The organism is Alloalcanivorax marinus (assembly GCF_016785095.1).
In the GTDB taxonomy this organism is placed as follows: domain Bacteria; phylum Pseudomonadota; class Gammaproteobacteria; order Pseudomonadales; family Alcanivoracaceae; genus Alloalcanivorax; species Alloalcanivorax marinus_A.
The window spans coordinates 89,004-109,116 of the sequence record NZ_JAEKJB010000011.1; the positions used below are offsets into that span (position 1 = coordinate 89,004).

General features: G+C 65.7%; 23 protein-coding genes. 11 read left to right on the forward strand and 12 right to left on the reverse strand.

From position 1 onward, the window contains the following. Position 1 precedes the first annotated feature (1 nt). Both pyrE and JF515_RS16030 read left to right on the forward strand, forming a co-directional pair. Positions 2 to 673 (forward strand): orotate phosphoribosyltransferase, encoded by a 672-nt coding sequence (gene pyrE / locus JF515_RS16025; RefSeq protein ID WP_203105474.1) that lies wholly within the window; start codon positions 2 to 4, stop codon positions 671 to 673. Further along, entirely contained in the window at positions 670 to 1,290 is a 621-nt protein-coding gene (locus tag JF515_RS16030) for a hypothetical protein (protein ID WP_338015238.1), read from the forward strand. Before pyrE ends, JF515_RS16030 begins: the two co-directional genes overlap by 4 nt. Before the next feature lie 67 nt (positions 1,291 to 1,357). On the opposite strand, the gene slmA is transcribed toward JF515_RS16030, so the two are convergent. From slmA to JF515_RS16085, 11 genes are all read right to left on the reverse strand, one after another. Then, positions 1,358 to 1,945, reverse strand: coding sequence for a nucleoid occlusion factor SlmA (slmA, locus tag JF515_RS16035; RefSeq protein ID WP_203105475.1), 588 nt, complete (start codon positions 1,943 to 1,945; stop codon positions 1,358 to 1,360). Between the two features lie 63 nt (positions 1,946 to 2,008). Continuing rightward, a complete protein-coding gene (gene argB, locus JF515_RS16040) occupies positions 2,009 to 2,908 on the reverse strand; it encodes an acetylglutamate kinase (RefSeq protein WP_203105476.1) in 900 nt (299 codons plus the stop codon). A gap of 20 nt (positions 2,909 to 2,928) precedes the next feature. Continuing rightward, positions 2,929 to 4,812: a hypothetical protein gene (locus JF515_RS16045; RefSeq protein WP_203105477.1), complete on the reverse strand. Its 1,884-nt coding sequence runs from the start codon at positions 4,810 to 4,812 to the stop codon at positions 2,929 to 2,931. Positions 4,813 to 4,899: 87 nt separating this feature from the next. Further along, entirely contained in the window at positions 4,900 to 5,352 is a 453-nt protein-coding gene (gene dut / locus JF515_RS16050) for a dUTP diphosphatase (RefSeq protein ID WP_203105478.1), read from the reverse strand. Positions 5,353 to 5,456: 104 nt separating this feature from the next. Continuing rightward, the gene (locus JF515_RS16055; protein WP_203105479.1) at positions 5,457 to 6,227 is read right to left on the reverse strand and encodes an ABC transporter permease; all 771 of its coding nucleotides are present in this window, start codon (positions 6,225 to 6,227) and stop codon (positions 5,457 to 5,459) included. Beyond that, on the reverse strand, positions 6,224 to 7,066 hold the full coding sequence (locus tag JF515_RS16060) for an ABC transporter ATP-binding protein (RefSeq protein ID WP_203105480.1): 843 nt from the start codon (positions 7,064 to 7,066) through the stop codon (positions 6,224 to 6,226). The genes JF515_RS16055 and JF515_RS16060 overlap by 4 nt, the downstream gene beginning before the upstream one ends. Before the next feature lie 19 nt (positions 7,067 to 7,085). Further along, positions 7,086 to 8,120, reverse strand: a complete 1,035-nt coding sequence (locus JF515_RS16065; RefSeq protein ID WP_203105481.1) for an ABC transporter substrate-binding protein — start codon at positions 8,118 to 8,120, stop codon at positions 7,086 to 7,088. 51 nt (positions 8,121 to 8,171) lie between these two features. After that, positions 8,172 to 9,143, reverse strand: a complete 972-nt coding sequence (locus JF515_RS16070) for an isopenicillin N synthase family dioxygenase (protein ID WP_203105482.1) — start codon at positions 9,141 to 9,143, stop codon at positions 8,172 to 8,174. A gap of 15 nt (positions 9,144 to 9,158) precedes the next feature. Further along, positions 9,159 to 9,926, reverse strand: a complete 768-nt coding sequence (locus JF515_RS16075; protein WP_203105483.1) for an SDR family NAD(P)-dependent oxidoreductase — start codon at positions 9,924 to 9,926, stop codon at positions 9,159 to 9,161. Beyond that, entirely contained in the window at positions 9,923 to 11,011 is a 1,089-nt protein-coding gene (locus JF515_RS16080) for a DUF1116 domain-containing protein (protein ID WP_203105484.1), read from the reverse strand. Before JF515_RS16080 ends, JF515_RS16075 begins: the two co-directional genes overlap by 4 nt. Then, the gene (locus JF515_RS16085) at positions 11,008 to 12,273 is read right to left on the reverse strand and encodes an amidohydrolase/deacetylase family metallohydrolase (RefSeq protein ID WP_203105485.1); all 1,266 of its coding nucleotides are present in this window, start codon (positions 12,271 to 12,273) and stop codon (positions 11,008 to 11,010) included. The genes JF515_RS16080 and JF515_RS16085 overlap by 4 nt, the downstream gene beginning before the upstream one ends. 296 nt (positions 12,274 to 12,569) lie before the next feature. Between JF515_RS16085 and JF515_RS16090 the strand changes: the two genes are divergently transcribed. Then, on the forward strand, positions 12,570 to 13,058 hold the full coding sequence (locus JF515_RS16090) for a MarR family winged helix-turn-helix transcriptional regulator (RefSeq protein WP_203105486.1): 489 nt from the start codon (positions 12,570 to 12,572) through the stop codon (positions 13,056 to 13,058). 12 nt (positions 13,059 to 13,070) lie between these two features. On the opposite strand, the gene coaBC is transcribed toward JF515_RS16090, so the two are convergent. Next, positions 13,071 to 14,267, reverse strand: a complete 1,197-nt coding sequence (gene coaBC, locus JF515_RS16095) for a bifunctional phosphopantothenoylcysteine decarboxylase/phosphopantothenate--cysteine ligase CoaBC (RefSeq protein WP_203105487.1) — start codon at positions 14,265 to 14,267, stop codon at positions 13,071 to 13,073. A gap of 190 nt (positions 14,268 to 14,457) precedes the next feature. Between coaBC and radC the strand changes: the two genes are divergently transcribed. The 8 genes from radC (at position 14,458) to JF515_RS16135 (ending at position 20,111) form a co-directional block, all read left to right on the forward strand. Next, positions 14,458 to 15,135 (forward strand): RadC family protein, encoded by a 678-nt coding sequence (gene radC / locus JF515_RS16100; RefSeq protein ID WP_203105488.1) that lies wholly within the window; start codon positions 14,458 to 14,460, stop codon positions 15,133 to 15,135. Between the two features lie 99 nt (positions 15,136 to 15,234). Then, positions 15,235 to 15,471 (forward strand): 50S ribosomal protein L28, encoded by a 237-nt coding sequence (gene rpmB, locus JF515_RS16105; RefSeq protein ID WP_161382569.1) that lies wholly within the window; start codon positions 15,235 to 15,237, stop codon positions 15,469 to 15,471. Between the two features lie 20 nt (positions 15,472 to 15,491). Next, positions 15,492 to 15,659, forward strand: coding sequence for a 50S ribosomal protein L33 (gene rpmG, locus JF515_RS16110; protein ID WP_138773780.1), 168 nt, complete (start codon positions 15,492 to 15,494; stop codon positions 15,657 to 15,659). A 414-nt stretch (positions 15,660 to 16,073) separates the two neighbouring features. Continuing rightward, complete coding sequence (locus JF515_RS16115) at positions 16,074 to 16,313, forward strand: Flp family type IVb pilin (RefSeq protein ID WP_203105489.1); 240 nt, start codon at positions 16,074 to 16,076, stop codon at positions 16,311 to 16,313. 76 nt (positions 16,314 to 16,389) lie between these two features. Then, positions 16,390 to 16,815: a hypothetical protein gene (locus JF515_RS16120; RefSeq protein ID WP_203105490.1), complete on the forward strand. Its 426-nt coding sequence runs from the start codon at positions 16,390 to 16,392 to the stop codon at positions 16,813 to 16,815. A 46-nt stretch (positions 16,816 to 16,861) separates the two neighbouring features. After that, complete coding sequence (gene cpaB, locus JF515_RS16125; protein WP_203105491.1) at positions 16,862 to 17,761, forward strand: Flp pilus assembly protein CpaB; 900 nt, start codon at positions 16,862 to 16,864, stop codon at positions 17,759 to 17,761. Positions 17,762 to 17,828: 67 nt separating this feature from the next. Then, the gene (locus tag JF515_RS16130) at positions 17,829 to 18,920 is read left to right on the forward strand and encodes a type II and III secretion system protein family protein (protein WP_238401125.1); all 1,092 of its coding nucleotides are present in this window, start codon (positions 17,829 to 17,831) and stop codon (positions 18,918 to 18,920) included. Positions 18,921 to 18,923: 3 nt separating this feature from the next. Further along, positions 18,924 to 20,111 (forward strand): AAA family ATPase, encoded by a 1,188-nt coding sequence (locus JF515_RS16135; RefSeq protein WP_203105493.1) that lies wholly within the window; start codon positions 18,924 to 18,926, stop codon positions 20,109 to 20,111. Positions 20,112 to 20,113 lie beyond the last annotated feature (2 nt).

Below are 20,113 nucleotides of genomic sequence, written 5' to 3' on the forward strand. Positions count from 1 at the left end.
CATGAAGAACTACAAAAAGCACTTTTTGCGCTTCGCCGAGGAGCGCCAGGCGCTCAAGTTCGGGGAATTCACGCTCAAATCCGGGCGCATCAGCCCCTATTTCTTTAACGCCGGCACCTTCCATACCGGTGAGGCACTGGCGCGGCTGGGCCGTCACTACGCGGACGCCATTGTTCAGTCCGGCATCGAATTCGACATGCTGTTCGGGCCGGCCTACAAGGGTATCCCGCTGGTGGCGGCGGTGTCGGTGGCCCTGGCCGAGCACCACGGCCGCGACCTGCCCTGGGCCTTCAACCGCAAGGAAGCCAAGGACCACGGCGAAGGCGGCTGGCTGGTGGGCGCGCCCCTGCAGGGCCGGGTCCTGGTGATTGACGACGTGATCACCGCCGGTACCGCGATCCGCGAGGTGGCGGCGCTGTTCGAGAAAACCGAGGCCAGCATCGCCGGGGTGTTCGTGGCGGTGGACCGTCAGGAGCGCGGCCAGGCGGCGCCGTCGGCGGAGGGCAAGCCGCTGTCCGCGATCCAGGAGGTGGAACGGAGCCTGGGTGTGCCGGTACGCAGTATCGTCAGCATGGCCGACATCATCGCCTGGCTGGAGGAACTGCCCGAGCGCGAGGCGGATCGCGCCGCCATGCAACTTTACCGGCAACAATACGGAGTGGACGACGAGTGAAAAGGCTCTGGGCGGGATTGCTGTTGTTGCCGGTACTGGTGATGGCCGCGCCGGCCCGGAACGAAAGTGCCCCGGGGGAAGTGACGTACCGTTACACCACCCCGGACGGCAATCTGGCGCTGAGCGCCACGCTCACCCGCGAGGCGATCCATTCCGGTTACCAGGTGCTTGACCACAAGGGTCAGGTGATCAAGGAAGTGGCCCCGGCACCGCCGGAGGAGCAGGCGCGTCGGCGCCAGGAAATGGAGGCCAGGCGCCAGGCCGAGGCGCGGGCCGCCCGGGACGAGGAACTCAAGCGCCTGTACGCCGGCCCGGAGGACGCGGAGCGGGCCCGGGAACGCCAGGTGGATGCCCTGGAGCTGAAAATCAGCTATGCGCGCAGTTCCCTTGGCCAGCTTGAGGACAAGCGCGACGCCGAGGTCAGCGATGCGGCCCGTGCCGAGCGGGCCGGGCGGGCGGTGCCGGAAGGCACCCGCGAAGCAATCCGCCGTTACAATCGCCGCATGGAAGACACTCACGCCGAAATCGAAGCCTACCAGCGTGACATCGAGACGGTACGCAAGCAGTACGAGCCGATCATCGAGCGGCTGCGCCAACTGGAAACCTCCGCCCCCTGACCCGCCATCATGGTTCCCCTGTAGGGGCGGCTTCAGCCGCTCCTACGGGAGGAGTGGTAAGCGGGGGTTAATCGCGGAACACGGTGGGCGCCAGCAGCGCCCATTGCTCCGGCCAGTCCTGGCCGGGGTGGATCTTGAACCCGGACCGTACGAATTGGGCGATGCGCCCTTCCACCACCGCCAGCAGTAAATTGGCGGTGATAGTGGGCGTCGCCCGGGTGCGCTTGCCTTCCTTGAATTCCGCGTCCCGTACCACCTGCTTGAGCTGGCTTTCGACACGGTCGTAGAACTGCTGGATGCGCTTGCGCAGGCGCTCGTTCTCGCCGGTCAGGGCGTCGCCGGTGAGCAGCCGGGTGATGCCCGGGTTGCGCTCGGTGAAGGCCAGAATCAGCGTCAGAATCTGCTCCACCTGGGTAAGAGCATCGCCCTCGGCGGTGATACGGTTGATGCGCGAGAAGATCGCCTCCTCAATGAAGTCGATCAGCCCCTCGAACATCTTCGCCTTGCTGGGAAAATGCCGGTACAGGGCGGCTTCCGAGACGCCCACCTCCCGGGCCAGGCCGGCGGTGGTGATGCGCCCCCCGGGCTCCGCCTCCAGCATGTGCGCCAGTGCCTGCAGGATCTGGTCCTTTCTGGACTGCTTCTGTTCTGTCATTCGGTGGTTCCCTTTTCCCCCGGGTCGGGGCGTGGCGGAAGCCGCGACCCGACCAGTCCAAATTCAATGCTTGCTGATCAGCGTCCCCACGCCCTTGTCGGTCAGGATCTCCAGCAGCACGGCATGGGCCACCCGGCCATCGATGATGTGCGAGGTCTTCACGCCGTTCTCCACCGCCTCCAGCGCGCAGCGGATCTTGGGCAACATGCCGCCATGGATGGTGCCGTCCTGGATCAGTTCGCCGACCCGCTCGGCGCTGAGGCCGGTCAGCACCCGGCCTTCCTTGTCCTTGAGGCCGGCCACGTTGGTCAGCAGGATGAGCTTCTCGGCGCGCAGCACCTCGGCCACCTTGCCGGCCACCAGGTCGGCGTTGATATTGTAGCTGACGCCGTCATCGTCCACGCCGATGGGCGCGATCACCGGGATGAAGTCGCTGCCGCCGAGCAGGTCCAGCACCTTGGTGTCGATGCCCTGCACCTCGCCCACGTGGCCGATATCGATGATCTCGGAGGTGTTCAGTTCCGGGTCGCTGGTGTCCAGGTTCTTGAGCACCATCTTGCGCGCCCTGATCAGGCGTCCGTCCTTGCCGGTCAGGCCCACCGCCTGGCCGCCGTTGTGCTGGATCAGGTTGACGATGTCCTTGTTCACCAAACCACCGAGCACCATCTGCACCACGTCCATGGTCTCGCGATCGGTGACGCGCATGCCCTGGACGAACTTGCTTTCCTTACCCAGGCGGGTAAGCAGGTCGCCGATCTGCGGCCCGCCGCCGTGCACGATCACCGGGTTGATCCCGACCTGTTTCATCATCACCACGTCGCGGGCGAAGCTGTTCTTGAGTTCGTCGTTTTCCATGGCATTGCCACCGTACTTGATTACCACGGTGGTGCCGGAGAAGCGCTGAATATACGGCAGCGCCTCGATCAGAACGCGGGCGGTTTCCTGTGCGCTCTTGGTGTCCATGTGTGTCTCCAGCCATTCAATCAATCGGTGAGCGCGGCGAACGCCGCCGCGCTGTCCCCGGCTTGCAGGGACAGTATTTCCAGCAGCCGGGCGGCGGCGTACAGGCCGTCCTCGAACCCGAACCAGCGATCGGCGAAGCATATATGCCCGCTCATGTCGCCGGCCAGGGGAGCGCCGGTTTCGCGCAAGCGCGTCTGCAGGGCCGCCGCGCCGGCGGGGGTCATCACCGGCCGACCGCTCTGTTTGCGGATCAGGGTGCCCAGCCCGGGGCTGCATTCTACGTCGAACAGCACGTCACTGCCCGGATTCCGGCTCAGCAGGTCGCGGGCGAACAGCATCAACAGCCGGTCGGTGCCGAGCACGGCGCCGTCCGAGGCCACCGCCGCCAGCCGCCCACCGCCATCGTCGAAGGCCAGGCCCAGGTCCAGGTTCTGGCCGGTGACGGTGTCGCCCAGGGGCGCCAGCGTAGCCGGGTCGGTCGGGTCCCATCGGCCCTCCACGGGCACCGCGCGGCAGCCCAGTTCTTCCAGCAGCACCGCCGCCACCTGGTCCGTGGCGCCGGGGCTGGCGAATACCGCCACCTTCATCGGGCGGGCCAGAATAATGTCATCGCCCAGGGCCCGCAGGTAGCGCCCGGTGAGTTCCCGCTGCTCCACGGTGCCGGGCGCCTCGGGCGCGGGCCCGGCGTGGCTGGCGGCGGCGGCCAGGGCCTCGCCGGTGAGCCGCTCGCCCTGCAGGCGAACTTCCAGGCGCTGGCCGCTCAGGTACAGCCCGGTCTGGCTTTCCAGCACCTCGGTGGCGTAGTAGAGCACCGGGCGGGGAACGGCGCCAAGATCCATGACCTGGCGGCCGCTGGCGGCGAGCCCGTCCAGCAGCGCCGCGTAGGGATCGTCCCCGGTGGCCGGGGAGCGGGCCGCGAACAGGGTGTGCTGGCCGGCTTCGCCGGCGGCGCCACCGAGAGCCCGGGCCAGCCGGGCCAAGGTGTCCGTTTTCAGGGTGGCGCCGCCGAGGTGGTCATCATGGAGCAGGTCCGCCGGTACGGTGGGCGGCGGCGGGCTGGCCGGCTCCGGGGCGGGTTCCGGAGCGGAGGGCGGTGCCGCCGGCGCGGCCGGGGAGGGCCCGGCGGGTTTGGCCGCCGGACGCCGGACGCCGGGTGTCGCCGGTTCGGTGGCCGGCGTGCCACGGAGGCGCCGCAGGGCGGGAACCAGGGCCGCTATCAGTAGCAACGCCGCGATGCCGGCGCCGCCGGGGATCAGCCAGGTGGACCAGAAAGGGGGGGCTGGCGGTACCGTGACCGCCACGGAAAGAGGGCCGGCGGCGGCCTGTGCCCGGGGGGCATCGGCGTCGGCCTGACCATATCGGATCAGGGTCAGACCGCCCTGTTCCAGGGTCAGCATGGCCCTTGGTGGCAGATCCCGGGCGCTCTGATCGAGCCAGGGGGTCAGGCGACGCTCGAGAATCAACGCGCCACCGGGGGCATTACGCGCCAGCAGCACGGCCGGTTGCTCGCCGCCCCGCGACGACATCCTCGGTTCGCCGCTCTCGCGCACCTGCCGCAGCAGGTCCTGAAAGACGAAGGACAGTTCTTCCTCGCCGGTCCCTTGATCGGCAATCAGCCACAGGCGGGCGTCGTCGTTCCAGGGGCCGGGTGCCAGTTCGCCGCTGGCCAGGCGCTCACGCACGGAAGGGTCCGCGCCGCGTTGCTGGAGCTGTTCACGGTCGCGGTTGAGCAGGGTAGCGAGGGTGCCGGCGAATTGCCGGGACAGTGCCTGGGCGTCACTCCGGGCCTGGGCCAGAGTCCGCCCGTGCTGGTATTCGTGGAAACCGTAGGCACCGCCGCCGATCAGCACCGCCAAGATCAGCAACAGCGCCCGCCCGCCGAACGGGTTCCTGGTGCGCGCCATGCTCTCCCCCCCTTTTTCGCCTCTTGTCGTCTTGTTATCACGGCTTCAGCCGCGATGGACGCCCCCCAGCGCCCATTGTCGTTCACCTTAATGGCGGCCGCTGTGACCGAAACCGCCCTCACCCCGTTCACTGTCTTCAAAGCTTTCCACCTGACGCAGTGCCACCTGCATGACCGGCACCACCACCAGTTGCGCGATCCGCTCACCGGGTTCCACGGTGAACGGAGCTTGCCCCCGGTTCCAGCACGACACCATCAACTGGCCCTGGTAATCGGAGTCGATGAGCCCCACCAGGTTGCCGAGCACGATGCCGTGCTTATGGCCAAGCCCGGAGCGCGGCAGGATCAGGCCGGCGTAGGCCGGGTCGGAGATATGGATGGCGAGGCCGGTGGGCAGCAGGGTCGTGTCACCGGGGTTGAGAGTGAGTGGCGCCTCGACCATGGCGCGCAGATCCAGGCCCGCGGAGCCGTCGGTGGCGTAGGCGGGCAATGGGAATTGGTCGCCCAGGCGCGGGTCGAGAAGGCGGTATTGCAGTTCCACGGTGTCGGGCTCTCCGTTCGGGCCATTCGGGCCGTTACTTTAACACCGGGTGCCATCCTTTGCAGAGTCCGACCAAGGGGGAAGCCCCGCCGGCGAGGGGCGGCTCACAGGGAGCCGCCGCCCCGGGTCGCCCAGCGGGTGGAGCGCCGTTCGATCAGGTCGGCGATCACGTACATCAGGATACCGAGCACCCCCACCACCAGCAGCGCCGCGAACACCAACGGTACCCGGAACGAGGAACTGGCGGTCAGCAGCAGGTAGCCGATACCGCCATCGCTGGCCACCATCTCGGCGATCACCGAGCCGACGAACGCCAGCGAGATGGCCACCTTCAACGAGGCGAACAGATAGGGCAGTGCCCGGGGCAGGCCCACCTTGCGCAGAATCACACCGCGTTTCGCGCCCAGCGAACGCAATACATCCGCCAGTTCCGGTTCCAGGGTGGCGATGCCGGTGGCCACGTTGGCGAGGATCGGAAAGAACGCGGTCAGGAAGGCGGTAAGAATCGCCGGCACCGAGCCGATGCCGAACCACATCACCAGCACCGGCACCATGGCCACCTTGGGCACCGAGTTGAAGCCGATCAGCAGCGGGTTGGTGGCCCGGTACATGGCCTGGCTGGAGCCCACCAGGGCGCCCAGGGCCACGCCCACCACCAGAGCGATGAAGAAGCCCACCAGGGTGGTGTAAAGCGTCTGCATCGAGGCGGACAGAATCACCGGCCAGAACTCGATGCCCGCCTTCACCGAGTCGGTGGGCGACGGCAGGATCGATTGCGGGATATCAAACGCCAGGCAGGCCACTTCCCAGACCGCGAAGAAGCCGCCGGCGGTGATCCAGGGGCTCATCGCCTGGCGCAGTTTGCGTCGGTTCATGATGGGTTCTCCTGGGCGTGGCCCACGTGCTGGCGGAGCCGATGGACGGTGTCGGCGAATGCCGGCGAGAAGCGATCCTCGCGAGTGCGTCGCAGGTGGGCGGGAATGCGCTGTGAATGAATCACCCGGCCCGGGCGCGCGGACAACACGTGCACGGTCTCGGCCATGTACACCGACTCGGTGAGGTCATGGGTGATCAGCAGGGTAGTGAACTTCCGTTCCTCCCAAAGCGCTTTCACGGTGTCCCACAGGTCCTCCCGGGTGAAGGCATCGAGCGCCCCGAACGGCTCATCGAGCAGCAGCAGGTCCGGCTCGTGAATCAGCGAGCGGCACAGCGATACCCGCTGCTGCATGCCGCCGGAGAGCTGCCAGGGGAAGCGGTCGGCCACGTCCTTGAGGCCGACCTTGTCGAACAGCGCCATTGCCCGTTCCACATGACGCGCGCGCTCCTTGCGAAAACGGCGCCGGTGGGGGTCGACGATTTCCAGCGGCAACAGCACATTGTCCAGGGACGTGCGCCAGGGCAGCAGCGTCGGGTTCTGGAACGCCATGCCGACGATCTTCAGCGGCTTGCTGACCTCCTTGCCGGCGACGATAACGCCGCCGGCATCCGGCTGGCGCAACCCGCTCACCAGTTTCAGCGTGGTCGACTTGCCGCAGCCGGAAGGGCCCACCAGCGCGCAGAATTCGCCCTGGCCCACGGAAAGGTTGAAATCCTTGAGGGCCAGCAGCCCTTCGCCGAAGTCGCCGTAGGTGAGGCTGACGTCGGTGAGCTCGACGAACGGACGCTGGCCGCCCGACGCCGGTTCCTCCGGCGTCGGCGGGAGCGTATTGACCATGGCTGGATATCCCATGCGATTACTCGGCGGACCATTTCAGGGTGTCGCGGGGCGGCAGGTAGGCGTCGGTATAGACGGTGTCCGGCGCCGGCACCGCGATGCCCAGCGCCTGGGCGGCGCCACGGGTGGTGTCCGCCAGCCGTTTGGCGTCCACGTTGCTCATGCCGTGCTCAACCACCCAGGGCGTGGCCACGGACCAGTCCAGGGACAACTGCAGGCGCTCCTGCTCCACGGTCTTGTCGGTGAGCGGGTCCTTCTTGGCGAGCACCTCGATGGTGCCTTCCGGGTCCCTGGCGCTTTCCATGAACGCCTGCGCCACGCAGCCGATGAACTTCTTCACCGCTTCCGGATGTTCCTCGGCGAACCCGGGGCGGGTCACCAGGGAGCTGCCGTACAGGGGCACGCCGTTTTCCGCGTAACGCATCACCACCAGTTGATCCTCGGGCACGCCGGCGGCCTTGGCGCCGATATAGCCGGTGAAGGCGTGGCCGGCGATGGCGTCGGCCTGCTTGCGGGCCAGGGTGCTCTCGCGCAGTTCCGGCGAGACGCTTTTCCAGTTCACCGAGTCTTCGTCGAAGCCGTTGGCCTTGGCGAGCAGGCCGAACAGGCGCCGGGATGCATCCCCCGGCGGCGCGGCGATGGATTTGCCCACCAGGTCCGCCGGTTTTTCGACGCCGGTGTCCTTGCGGGTAATGATCGACAGCGGTGAGCCGTCGTAAATCACGAAGATGGCGATCAGGGCGTCATCCGGATTGCGGGTGTTGAATTCCAGCATGGCGTTGATGTCGGCGAAGCCGATGTCATAGGCGCCGGTGCTGACTTTGGTGATGGTGTCGCCGGAACCGAAGCCCCGGTCGGTGACCACGTCCAGGCCGGCCTCGTCATAGCAGCCGTTCTCGTGGGGCAACAGGAATGGAGCCTGGGGACCCTGGAACGCCCAGTCGGCGGCGAAGCGCAGATCGGCGGCGTGGGCGCCGGCCACGGCCAGGCCAGCGGACAAGGCGCCGGCGAACCCCAGCGCGCGCAGAGCGTGAAGAACCTTGGTGGAAGTCATGCTGCGTATACCCTCTTGTGGGAAAAAAGAAATCATCGGAGTGCCGCGTTATCAGCTGCGGGTCACCCGGTATTTTTCGTCGCGGTACTCGCCGGACAGAACCGGCGGATACTTGGCTTCCCCCGGCGCCGCCACGCTTTCAATCAGGGCGTCGTAGTTGGGGTGGTGGAAAAAGCCAATGGAAATGCGTTGCGACATGGAGGCGGCGCTGGCCGGGGGATTCACCACCCGGTGCACGTTGGAAACCCAGCGGTCATTGGTCCAGCGCATCAGCAGATCGCCGATGTTGACCACGAAGGTGTCCGGCGCCGTTTCCACCGGAATCCACTCGCCGTCGCGCACCTGAACCTGCAGGCCACCGGGCTTGTTCTCGCCGTTGAGAATGGTGAGCAGGCCGTAGTCGGTGTGTTCGCCGGCACGCAGTTGTCCCGGTTCCGGGGCTTCTTTCTGCTCCGGATAGAAATTGATGCGCATGGCGGTGATATGGCGATCGATCTTGTCGGCGAAGAAATCCTCGTCCAGGCCCAGCGCCAGGGCGGTCAGCGCCATCAGTTGTTCGGCCAGTTTTTCCACCCGCCGGTAGTAGTCAGCGGCGGCCTCGGCAAACGCCGCGGGCCGCGCCGGCCAGCGGTTGGGCACGAAGAAACGTTGCCCCTGGTCGCTGGTGTAATAGGGCTCGTCCGGCCAGTCCGGGCGACCGAAGTGGTAGTACTCCTTCAGGTCCGGCGGGGTCTCGATGGTGTTGCCGTAGGACAGTGCCTCGAAGCCGATGGCGCGGTAGCCCCGTGGCACCGAAACGTCATCCGGCTGGGCGCGCAACTTCTCGTCCAGCGGCAGGTTGAAAAAGGCGCTGGCCTGTTCGCGCAGACGGTCGATCACCGCCAGCGGCACGCCGTGGCCGCGAATGGTGAAAAAACCCACCCGGGTGCAGGCGGCATCGATCTCCCGGGCCACGCGCAGGCGCGCCTCGGGGTCGCCTTCGAGTGCCGGGGCCAGATCAATAACGGGAATGGTGGCGGTCATGGGAAGGCCTCGGGGTCAGTGGAAGTAGGCGCCGCCGTCCACCACCAGCGTCTGGCCGGTAATGAAGGCGGACGGATCGCCGGCGAAGAACTCGATGGCGCCCACCAGGTCGGCGGGCAGCATGTCGCGGGCCAGTACCCGGTTGCGCAGGGACGGTTCCTTGACGCCGTCCACCAGCTCCGGGTTGCCGTGCACGCCATCGCTGAGCGTGAAGCCCGGCGCCACCGCGTTGACGGTGATGCCATGGGCGCCCAGCTCGGTGGCCAGCGCCCGGGTCAGGGAAATAACCGCCCCCTTGCTGGCCACGTAATGGGCCATCCAGGGGTTGCCCTTGAAGGCCACCCCGGAAGCGATATTGATGACGCGGGCATGGTCGCTGGCCTTGAGCAGAGGCAGCAAAGCCCGGCAGATCAGGAAGATGCCGATTACGTTGACGTCGAATACGCGGCGCCATTCTTCCGGCTCCAGGGTTTCAAACGGCGCCGGCTTCAGTGATGAATAAATGCCGGCGTTGTTGAGCACGATGTCCAGGCGGCCATGACGGTCGGTGACGGTGCCGGCCAGCATGGCGGTATCCGCTTCCGAGGCCACGTCCACCGCCAGGCCCTCGACGGCCAGGCCCTGGTCGCGGAGCCGCGTGGCGGCCTGCTCGGCGCCGTCGCGGTCGGCGATGATCACGCTGGCACCGCGTCGGGCCAGGCGCTCGGCGGCGGCGAAGCCGATGCCCAGGGCGCCGCCGGTGACCACGGCGACGCGCCCGGCCAGGGTCGTTTCCAGATTCATGAGACGGTCTCCGGCAGGTCGAACAGGCTGAGCGGGGGCTGATGGAAACCCCGGCCAATCAGGCCGGAGGCCTCGTCGCGACCGAGAATCGCCAGGTTGATGATGGGAGGGCGGCCATCGGCGAGAATCCTTTCCGGGTCCAGGGTGCCGCTGGCGAGCTCGAACAGGGGCCGGCGTCGCGCCGCGTAGTCGGGCAGGCTGTCGGCCCATTCCTCGAGCAGAGTCGGCGCGAGGCCCAGTGCCTGGCCGCCGAGGCCGCAGGCGTCAATGACCGCGCTGTCGCCAATGGCGCCGAGGGCATTGGCTTCGTCGGCGCCGGGCAGCAGGGTGCCGCGGGGCGGTGTCGCCGGCGCCGTGCGCCATTGGCTGGCGCCACGCGCGCGCAGGCCGAAATCCACCCCGTTGCCGCCGATGGCGGTAATCGGCGCGTCGTGGAGCCGCCAGGCGGCGGCGGCCATTAGCGGTGTCAGCGCGAAGGAGGCGTTATTGGCCAGCTCCGCGCGGATCGCCTCCGGCAGGCCGGGCAACCGGTCCAGCAAGGCCCGCGTCAACGCGCCGGTACGGGAGTGGCAGTCGTCGCCCTGGGCAAGCGCCTCGGTCACTACCGGTTCCACGGCCAGGGGGCGGGCGCGTACCGCCGGCGCCAGATGGTCGGCGGCCAGCCGTGCCAGATGGCGGAAACGGGCGGCGCCGTCCGTGCTCAGGGTGCCGAACCGTGCCGCCGGCGGCGGCCCTTCCACCAGGGGGGCATAACGGGTGGCGGCGCCCTCGCCCACCGCGATCAACGGCATGCTGGCGCTGACCACCTGGGCCAGCGGGGTCACCACGCCATGGTCCTGGGCCGGGGCCAGGGTCAGGTGGCCCTGTTTGAGCAGTTCCAGAGCCTCGGCGGAGCTGCCGGCCAGCCCCTCGAACAGAGCGGCCACCACCGCCGCGTTGCGCACGGCGGTGGGTACGGCGCCGCGCAGTGGCGGGCCGGCATGCAGCAAGGTGCGTTCGGGCAGATCCGGCAGCGCCTGACGGCGTGTCACCAGATCATGCCAGAAGGCGTCGGCGAAGGGCGCGGCGAGGGTGGCGGGTGTCATACCGCATTCCTCGTCAGATCCGGCAGGATCGGAGCGTCGGCGTCATGGCGCACGCCATCGACCAGGCAGAACGCCGGACTCAGCAGCCGGTCCGCGGCCACCACGGTGTCCTCGTTGTCGCGCAATGAGAAGCGCCCGCGGTGATCGTTCAGCACGCTGATGTCCGCCGGGTTGCCCGGGGTCAGGGAGCCCAGCTCGTCCGGCAGGCCGAAATTCGCCACCACATTGGTGGTGACCATCTTCACCACCTCCATCAGGGGCAGGCCCAGGGCCAGCATGGAGGTCATCGCCGAAGCCAGGGAGAAGCGCTGCTTACCAAAGAACATGTGTTCCTTGTCGGTGTGCTCCTCCGGAGTGCCCGCGGGGTGCGGCACATGGGTGTTGTAGCCGTGCATGTCGGCGCCCAGGGTGTGCGGCACGATGCCCGCGTCCAGCGCGATGCGGGCCATCTTGAAACTGAAGTGCGAGCCATGCCCGACGTCCACCTTCAGGCCCCGCTCCAGGGCCTCGCGAACCATCGGGTGCACCCTGCCCTCGCTATTCACGAAGCCGCCGGGGTGGCGGGTGAACGGGTGGGCCAGAATGTCACCGGGTTTGAGCAGCGGCACCACGTCGCGGAGCACCGAATCCGGGTCGATGGGGTGTTTGTCCTCGGGCAATGGCCAGAGCTGGCCGAAGTGGATGTACAGCGGCAGACCGGCCCGTTTGCCGATTTCGGCGCACTGGCGCATCACATCCAGCCCCCAGCGTGACATACCGCCGATTTCCGCGTGGGCCTTGAAGCCCTTTACCAGGTCCGCGTTGGCCAGCGCCGAGGTAACGGTCGCTTCCACGTCCACGCAATCGGGCTTGTACAGCGAGGGGTAGTAATGGCCTTCCAGGCCGCCGACCAGATAGGTGGAAAGAAACGCGAAGGTCCGTGAGTGGTGGCCTCCGGCGATGTGCTCCCGGAACGCCGGCAGGGTCATGCACGACGGGCCGCCCTGGTCGATCAGGGTGGTGACGCCGGAGCGAACCCCGCACAGATCCGGGTTGAGCCCGAAGCGACCGGTCACGTACTGAAATACGTGGGCATGAGTGTCGATCATGCCGGGGATCACCAGTTTGCCGCTGGCGTCGATAACGTCCGCCCCCGGCGCGGCGACCGTGCCGGGGGCTACCACGGCCTCGATGCGTCCGTCGGTGACCAGTATGTCCCGGGGGGCGTCGATGTTCTGGGCGGGGTCGATCACATGCCCGCCTTTGATCAGCAGATCCGCCATTGTTTGCGCTGTCCTTTTGGTCCTTGTGATACGGCGTCTGCTGCAATGGATATGCCAAGGGCGCGGAAAATTTATCCAGGGGTAATGTAATCCATTGAAAATAAATGAGTTTCTGGTGGGCAATTATTGATCTATATGAGTGGTATGCCTCTTATATGGTGGGACGGCGAGTATACGAGTGTCGCATTAAGGGGCATACCACTTATTTAAATGCACCGGGCCGGCGCTTGTTGCGCGGCTGCCCTGGCTGGGGTGCAATAGGCCCGGACGCACCGAACCTTGCAAAAGGAATGTTGATGGACGCTTCACAATCGCCGCCCGCGAATGCTCCCCGGTCCTCGCTGCTGGACCGACCCGGTTTCCTGATTCGTCGCCTGCATCAGATTCACTGCGCGTTGTTTCTGGAAGAGACGCGGGATTTCAATATCACGCCGGTTCAGTACAGCCTGCTGACCACACTGGCGGATCGCGGTGAACTGGATCAGGTGGGCCTGGCCACGGAGATCGGTCTGGAACGGACCAGCGTGGCGGAGGTGATCCACCGCCTTGAAGCCCGTGAACTGGTGTCGCGCCGGCGCAGCGAAAGTGACCGGCGGGTTAAGCTGGTGAAGCTGGAGCGCAAGGGGCGGGCTCTGATCAAGCGGGTGGACGCGGCGGCGCAGCGCGCCCACGACCGCACCATCGAGGCCCTGCCGGAGCCGGAGCGGGCGGCCTTGTTGTCACAGCTGGTGCGGCTGGTGGAGGCCAACAACGATAAAGGCAAGGCGCCGTTCCGGATGTCCTGAGCGGGGCATGCCTCAGCCCTGACGGATGGCGATCAGCTCGATCAACTGCTTGGCGATCTGCGCCTTGGAAGCCAGCGGCAACACCTTGTGGCCATTGGGCCAGATCACGGTCAGGGCATTGTTGTCGCTGTTGAAGCCCACGTCGCTGCCGGAGACGTCGTTGGTGGCGATCATGTCCAGGTTCTTGTTTTCCAGCTTGCCCTGAGCGTACTGGATCACGTCCTGGGTTTCGGCGGCGAAGCCCACCGTGAAGGGGCGTTTCGCGTGGCTGGCCACCGCGGCGATGATGTCCGGATTCTTCACCAGGGTCAGGTGAATTTCCTCGGTGGACTTCTTGATCTTGTGATCGGCGGTGACCGTGGGGCGGTAGTCCGCCACCGCGGCGGTGGCGATGAAGATGTCGCAACCGTCTTCCACCGCGTCCAGGCTCGCCTGGTGCATTTCCTCGGCGCGTACCACGTCGATCCGCCGTACCCGGTTGGGGGTGGGCAGCGACACCGGCCCGGCGATCAGGGTCACGCGGGCGCCGGCCTCGGCGGCGGCCGCCGCCAGGGCGAAGCCCATCTTGCCGGAGCTTTTGTTGGTCAGGTAGCGCACCGGGTCGATTGGCTCCCGGGTGGGACCGGCGGTGATCACCACATGGCGGCCGGTGAGCAGGTCGTAGTCAAACACGTCCGCCGCCTGGTGGATGATCGTTTCCGGGTCCTGCATGCGGCCCGGACCCACTTCGCCGCAGGCCTGGCTGCCATCACCGGGGCCGAATATATGAATGCCCTTTTCCTGGAGAATCAGTTGGTTCTTCTGGGTGGCGGCGTCCGCCCACATCTGCTGGTTCATGGCCGGCGCCACGGCGATGGGCGCGCCGGTGGCCAGGCACAGGGTGCTGAGCAGATCGTTGCCGTGGCCGTAGGCCAGGCGCGCCAGGAAGTTGGCGGAGGCCGGGGCGATCAGCACCAGGTCCGCCCAGCGGGCCAGTTCGATGTGGCCCATGGCGGCTTCGGCGCGCGGGTCGAGCAAATCGGTATGCACCGGGTGGCCGGACAGGGCCTGCATGGTCAGGGGGGTGATGAACTCACAGGCGCCCTGGGTCATCACCACGCGCACTTCGGCGCCGGCATCCTGCAGTCGGCGGACCAGTTCGGCGGCTTTGTAGGCGGCGATGCCGCCGGTCACGCCGAGGAGGATTCGCTTGTTGACCAGTCGCTGCATACTGTTATTCCGTACAGTGTTTTGGGATTTGGCTGACACGATTCGGAGCCGATGTCGTCTGCCAGGGTCCGTGGGTGGCTTGGTGTAATGGGGTGGTGACTCTCAGAGGGGTCCTAGGGTAGCACCAAGGTATGACCAAGCGTAGTGATGCCGTGGCCGGGTGGGCGGTCACGGTCCAAGGAGGCGGACAATGGCGATCAGCGACTGGCCCGAGGACGAGCGGCCGAGGGAGAAACTTCTGGCGCGCGGGGCGTCGGCCCTGAGCGACGCGGAATTATTGGCGATTTTTTTGCGCACCGGCAGCCGCGGGCGCACCGCGGTGGATGTGGGGCGGGGGCTGCTGCACCGCGCCGGCGGGCTGCGCAAACTGTTGGACCTGCCGCCGTCCCGGATGGCGCGGCTGCCCGGGCTGGCTTCCGTGGGGCGCCGGGCGCTGTTGCTGGCGTCCCTGGAGATGGGCCGGCGCTATCTGGCGGAGGAGCTTGAGCGCGGCTTCAGCCTGGATAATCCGGAACCGGCGGCGCGTCTGTTGACCGCGGAGTTGCGCGGTGAGCCCCGCGAGGTGTTCGCCGTCCTGTTCCTGGACAACAAGCACCGGGTGATCGGTTTCGAGAAAATGTTCTACGGCACCGTTGATGGCGCCGCGGTCTATCCCCGGGAGGTGGTGCGGCGGGCTCTGGAATACAACGCGGCCAGCGTGATCGTGGCGCACAACCACCCGTCCGGGGTGGCCGAGCCCAGCCAGGCGGACCGCGACGTCACCGACCGGCTGCGCAAGGCGCTGGATCTGGTGGACGTGCGGGTGCTGGATCATCTGGTGATCGGCGACGGCCATTGGGAGTCCTTCAGCCGGCGCGGTTGGGTCTGAACGCCACTCTTTGCTTGAACAACGGCCAATGGGATGGTATAAAACGCGCCTTTTCCGGGGCTGCCCCGCCCCAAAGTATGTTTCACGGGAGCAAGAATCATGTCCAAGGTTTGCCAGGTGACCGGCAAGCGGCCGGTAACGGGTCACAATGTGTCCCACTCGAACATCAAGACCAAACGCCGCTTCGAGCCGAACCTCCACTACCACCGTTTCTGGGTGGAAAGCGAAAAGCGCTTCGTGCGTCTGCGTGTGTCCTCCAAAGGGATGCGCATCATCGACAAGAAGGGTATCGACAGCGTGCTGGCCGATATCCGCGCCCGCGGCGCGCGGGTTTAAAGGCCGGGAGGAACTGAATCATGGCAGGTCCGATTCGCGAAAAGATCCGTCTGGTGTCCTCCGAGGGCACGGGTCACTTTTACACCACCACCAAGAACAAGCGTCTGCATCCCGAAAAGATGGAGACCAAGAAGTTCGATCCGGTGGTGCGTAAGCACGTGATCTACAAGGAAGCGAAGATTAAGTAAGCTTCCCGCCTGGCAAGGGGCAACAAAAAACCCGACGTGGTTCACACTACGTCGGGTTTTTTGTGTGCCTGGAAAACCGACCTCTGTCATAAAAATTCCAAGAAACAAAAAATTTCATAACAATACAAAGAATATCTTCCGAAACGCCCACCATTTCGCCATATTGGTACGAACGTGAGGCCGGCGAGGGTGTGTCGTCGAGCGCTTGATGTCCGGTAATTTGGGACGGGTACCCACCGGTCGTCGCTCTCACGGTGCCACTTATCATCCGGCCATATCAGCTAACTCATTGATTTAGTGGGGGAGACAGAAAATCATGGCAAATTCAGTCATTGTGATCACGCTCACAGAATGTCTACTATCGGGAAAGGATTCGTTACTGATTCCACAACAAAGTGCCATGGAGAGCTCACTATGAAAGCGATCACTAACATTCGACTCACTACTCAGAAACTGGCGGCCCGTCTGTACTCCGTCGCGCCTACCCGTGCCGACAAGCAGCGTGGTGCCAGTGCCCTCGAATATATTGTTCTGGCTGCGGCCATCATCTTTGTTGTTGGCATTCTGGCTACCAACGATACCGTCCAGACGACTTTGCAGACGGCGTTTACACAATTATTTACCGACGCAACCAATAAGAACCCCAACCCCTAGATTAAGGCTTTGGGTGATGTTCATTGTTGGTGGTAGTCGCCAAACGCCAGCGAAGGCCCACGAAGGGGCCGTGGCATTGGAATTTCTGATGCTCTTCCCCTTCGTGGTAGCCATGCTGTATGGCGCTGCCATCTACGGCATTGTGTTCTTCAGCCAGTACCGGCTGCAGAGCGTGGTGGACCGGTCGGTGGCCACGGCGCTGTACGTGGATCGCTCAGCCTACGCTACCTCAGAACTGCAAACTCAAGTGGAAAGTCGTGCCCTGAATGCCCTGAGCGGGCTGCTCGCGAAGCAGCCCGAGCCGTTGAAAAGCATGTCACCGGGGGACGGTGCCTGCGGTGTGGAAACCGTCGGGGGAGTCGGGGGAGTGGAAATGCTTCGGTGTACCTTGACCTATGACTACAAGGCCAATCCGATCGTGCCGGTGATGAGCTTCGGCATGCTCGGCACCTTCCCTCCCTTGCCGGATACCCTGACGGCGGAGGCGCACGCGGCTTTCTGACCTCGTCTTACCAGTTGCCAAGAAACAGGGAGGTTCTGGAGGGGTTATGGGATCGAAGCTGTTGTACACCCTGCCGGCACTGTTGCTGGCGTTACTGGCCCTGATTCTGGCCCTGGTGGGCCTGAGCCGGGAGCCGGAACCGACTTCCGCCGAGCGGAGCGCGCCGTTGGCGCCTGCAGCCGGTGAAGAAGCGGCCCACGAATACTGGGTGGTGCGAGAACCGGTGGAAGCGGGAGAGACCCTCACCGCCGACAATTTGGCGGTGGTGTCCGCGGATTCGCCCATCACCGGGGCGCTGAGCGCCGACGAGGCCATCGCCGGGCAGCAGGTGCAGAGCACCGTGCGCGCCGGGGAGCTGCTCGCCGCCCACCATCTGGAAACCGGTGGCTCTCTGCCCCCCAGCTTGCCCCGTGGGCATCGCGCCATCGCCATTCCCGTGGACAATGTCACCGTGGCCGGGGGGCTGCTGAGGCCCGGCGACCGTGTTGACGTGATTACCGCTTTCCGTCGTTCCGACAAGGACGCGCCGGTGGCTCTGGTGATGCTCAAGCGCATCGAGGTGCTGGCGGTGCGTGGCGTGATGAACAATGTCGACAGCGACGACGACAACAATCGCCGCAACGACACCGTGGTGCTGTCGGTGCCGGAGGCGAGAGTCTCCGCGCTGATGCTGGCTTCCTCCGAAGGGAAGCTCCGCCTCGCCGTGGTCGGTGGCCAGGACGAGGGGCCGGCGTCACAACCCACTCCTGAACAAGGCCCGGCCGCCGATGATCGGCGCGCTACCTCCGTGGCGATGAACGACACCGAAGACAAAGCCGAACCTTTCTATTTCGAGGACTTCTTCCCGGAGCCGCCCAAGGCGCGGGCACCGGCGCCGCGTGCTTCGCCGGGGCGCCGTGTTCAGGTGTTCGAGGGAGCTGAATCAAGGAGCACCTATGTTCGCTAGGCGATGCAGATCCGCTTTCGTTGCCGTACTGGCGTTGTGCTGGTCGGTGGCTGTTCTGGCGGAACCCATGGGAAGCTCCACCAGGCTCGCCCCCGGCGATCAGAAAGTCCTGACCTTCCCGGGGCCGATCACCAAAGTGGCCACATCGAACCCGGAGGTCGCCAGACTGACGGTGAGCGGCGACCGCGAAGTCCTGTTGACCGCCATCCAGGAGGGCTCCGCCGAACTGACCATCTGGGTCCGTGATCGCCAGGCGCCCCTGCGCAGCAGCGTGGCGGTGGCCACGACCCTGGGCGGCAGTTTGCCGTTCGGAACCCAGGTACAAACCGATATCCGTGTGCTGGAAGTAAGCCGCTCGGAGCTCAACAGCCTGGGCGTTTACTACGCCAACCTGTTTGACGGCGGCGACTCCGCCATTGGCATCGCCCCGCCGGGCACCAGCTATCGGGGCTTTTCGGGCCCGGGGGGCGCCCAGGCGCCGATCAACGCGGATGGCTTCAACCTGTTTGGTTTTGGCAGCAATTCCCTGACCATCATCAACGCTCTCGAAGGTGGCGGTTTCGCCTACACGTTGGCGGAGCCCTCGCTCACCAGCCTCAGTGGCCAAAGCGCTTCCTTTCTTTCCGGTGGTGAGTTTCCGGTGCCGACCCGCAGCTCCAACGATGGCATCCAGGTTGAGTACAAGGAGTTCGGTGTCGGCCTCAGCCTGACTCCCACGGTAATCAGCGGAGAACAGATTATTCTCAAGGTGGCACCCGAGGTCAGCGAGTTGGATTACTCCGCCGGCGTGGAAACCGGTGGCGTGGCGGTGCCCGGCCTGCGCGTGCGGCGCGCGGAGACCACGGTCTCCCTGGCGCCCGGCGAGACCTTCATCATCAGTGGGCTGGTGAGCCGGAGCACGGTTAATAACAGTGATCGCATCCCGGGCCTGGGCAACATCCCGGTGCTGGGCGCGTTCTTCCGCTCCAGCCGCATTTCCCGCGACGATAAGGAACTCGTCATGGTGGTCACGCCGCACCTGGTGACGCCGCGCAAGGCCGGCCGTCCTCCGGTCACCCTGCCCGGTGGCGCCTATCACGAAAGCAGCACCGGGTGGCTGGACATGGCCACGGAACCGCGGCGCGGTTCGCAACCCATTCGTCACGGAGTGAGCTGGTGAGCCATGAGCGATAACGATATTGTCCTGTCCGTGGTCGATGACCCGGGCATCAAAGCCTGGCTGGAACGAAGCGTCGAGGAGCCGTTCCGGCTCGAATTCGTCAGCCGTGGAGATATGACCCGGGTTCTGCGCCTGCTGGAAGCGACCACCGCCCATCTGGTGCTGGTCGAAGTCAACGAGGAAGACCTGGACCAGTCCCTGGCCATCATCACCGCCCTCACCAGCGCGCGCCCCTGGGTAACGGTGATCACCGTATGCGGCTATGCCAATCAGGAGCTGCTGCTGCAAAGCATGCGTGCCGGTGCCCGCGACTGTTTTCTGGCCGGTAACGACGCCGCTGAAATCCGTGACCGTCTGCGCCGGCACCAATTGGTGCGCAGCGGTCATTATGGCGACGAGACCCGTTCGGCGGTAAACAACCTCACCCTGGTGGCCGGCGCGGACCCGACCGTGGATACCCGCTTCCTGACCCAGAGCCTGGCTCTGGGTATAAACCGCCGCCACCCGGAGTGGCGCTGTCTGGCGATTGATACCCAGGCCGGCGAGCGAAGCGTGTTTTATCTCGACGCCAGCAACCAGTTTACCCTCGATAACCTGATCACCAGCCCGGAGACCCTGGACGAAACCCTGATCGGCACCGCCCTGGAGGAATACCGCCCGGGCCTGAGGCTGCTCGCCGGCGGCGCCGGCACACAGGATTTTCAGGGAGATCGCAGCGCGGATCTGTTCATCGCCCTGAACCGGCTGATGCAGATGTTCGACCATATCGTCATCAACGTGGGCGTGCTGGAAAGCAACTACTGGATTCGCGCCCTGGGTGTACACACGCGCCATCTCATGGTCGCCATGCAGCCCCTGGTGGAGCAGGCCCACGCGGCTCGCGGCCTGGTGCAGGACTGGCGCTCGCACCTGGGCCGCAATGCGGAAATCGGCCTGGTCATCGACGGCTACGACAGCAAGGTGCCGCCGGATCTGGAGGAGCTGGGTGAAACGGTGGGCGCGCCGCTGGCCGGCACGCTGCCCATGGACTGGCGCCACCGGTTGATGGCGATCAACTCCGGCCGGCCGATTCTCGAACAATCACCACGTTGTGCCTACAGCCGCCACCTCGGGGCGGTACTCGATGCCCTGGACGGCGGAATGGAGAAATCGCGAAAGGGCGGTTTGCTGACGCGTGTTCTGGGGAGCTAAGC

What these genes read in the sequence shown, in the direction of transcription:
- slmA (WP_203105475.1), bottom strand. Translation starts at nt 1,945, where the DNA reads ATGACAGAACAGAAGCAGTCCAGAAAGGACCAGATCCTGCAGGCACTG.
- JF515_RS16085 (WP_203105485.1), bottom strand. Translation starts at nt 12,273, where the DNA reads ATGGCGGATCTGCTGATCAAAGGCGGGCATGTGATCGACCCCGCCCAG.
- JF515_RS16075 (WP_203105483.1), bottom strand. Translation starts at nt 9,926, where the DNA reads ATGAATCTGGAAACGACCCTGGCCGGGCGCGTCGCCGTGGTCACCGGC.
- argB (WP_203105476.1), bottom strand. Translation starts at nt 2,908, where the DNA reads ATGGACACCAAGAGCGCACAGGAAACCGCCCGCGTTCTGATCGAGGCG.
- JF515_RS16115 (WP_203105489.1), top strand. Translation starts at nt 16,074, where the DNA reads ATGAAAGCGATCACTAACATTCGACTCACTACTCAGAAACTGGCGGCC.
- JF515_RS16080 (WP_203105484.1), bottom strand. Translation starts at nt 11,011, where the DNA reads ATGACACCCGCCACCCTCGCCGCGCCCTTCGCCGACGCCTTCTGGCAT.
- radC (WP_203105488.1), top strand. Translation starts at nt 14,458, where the DNA reads ATGGCGATCAGCGACTGGCCCGAGGACGAGCGGCCGAGGGAGAAACTT.
- rpmG (WP_138773780.1), top strand. Translation starts at nt 15,492, where the DNA reads ATGGCAGGTCCGATTCGCGAAAAGATCCGTCTGGTGTCCTCCGAGGGC.
- rpmB (WP_161382569.1), top strand. Translation starts at nt 15,235, where the DNA reads ATGTCCAAGGTTTGCCAGGTGACCGGCAAGCGGCCGGTAACGGGTCAC.
- JF515_RS16070 (WP_203105482.1), bottom strand. Translation starts at nt 9,143, where the DNA reads ATGACCGCCACCATTCCCGTTATTGATCTGGCCCCGGCACTCGAAGGC.
- JF515_RS16135 (WP_203105493.1), top strand. Translation starts at nt 18,924, where the DNA reads ATGAGCGATAACGATATTGTCCTGTCCGTGGTCGATGACCCGGGCATC.
- JF515_RS16090 (WP_203105486.1), top strand. Translation starts at nt 12,570, where the DNA reads ATGGACGCTTCACAATCGCCGCCCGCGAATGCTCCCCGGTCCTCGCTG.
- JF515_RS16045 (WP_203105477.1), bottom strand. Translation starts at nt 4,812, where the DNA reads ATGGCGCGCACCAGGAACCCGTTCGGCGGGCGGGCGCTGTTGCTGATC.
- JF515_RS16060 (WP_203105480.1), bottom strand. Translation starts at nt 7,066, where the DNA reads ATGGTCAATACGCTCCCGCCGACGCCGGAGGAACCGGCGTCGGGCGGC.
- cpaB (WP_203105491.1), top strand. Translation starts at nt 16,862, where the DNA reads ATGGGATCGAAGCTGTTGTACACCCTGCCGGCACTGTTGCTGGCGTTA.
- JF515_RS16130 (WP_238401125.1), top strand. Translation starts at nt 17,829, where the DNA reads ATGGGAAGCTCCACCAGGCTCGCCCCCGGCGATCAGAAAGTCCTGACC.
- pyrE (WP_203105474.1), top strand. Translation starts at nt 2, where the DNA reads ATGAAGAACTACAAAAAGCACTTTTTGCGCTTCGCCGAGGAGCGCCAG.
- JF515_RS16065 (WP_203105481.1), bottom strand. Translation starts at nt 8,120, where the DNA reads ATGACTTCCACCAAGGTTCTTCACGCTCTGCGCGCGCTGGGGTTCGCC.
- JF515_RS16055 (WP_203105479.1), bottom strand. Translation starts at nt 6,227, where the DNA reads ATGAACCGACGCAAACTGCGCCAGGCGATGAGCCCCTGGATCACCGCC.
- coaBC (WP_203105487.1), bottom strand. Translation starts at nt 14,267, where the DNA reads ATGCAGCGACTGGTCAACAAGCGAATCCTCCTCGGCGTGACCGGCGGC.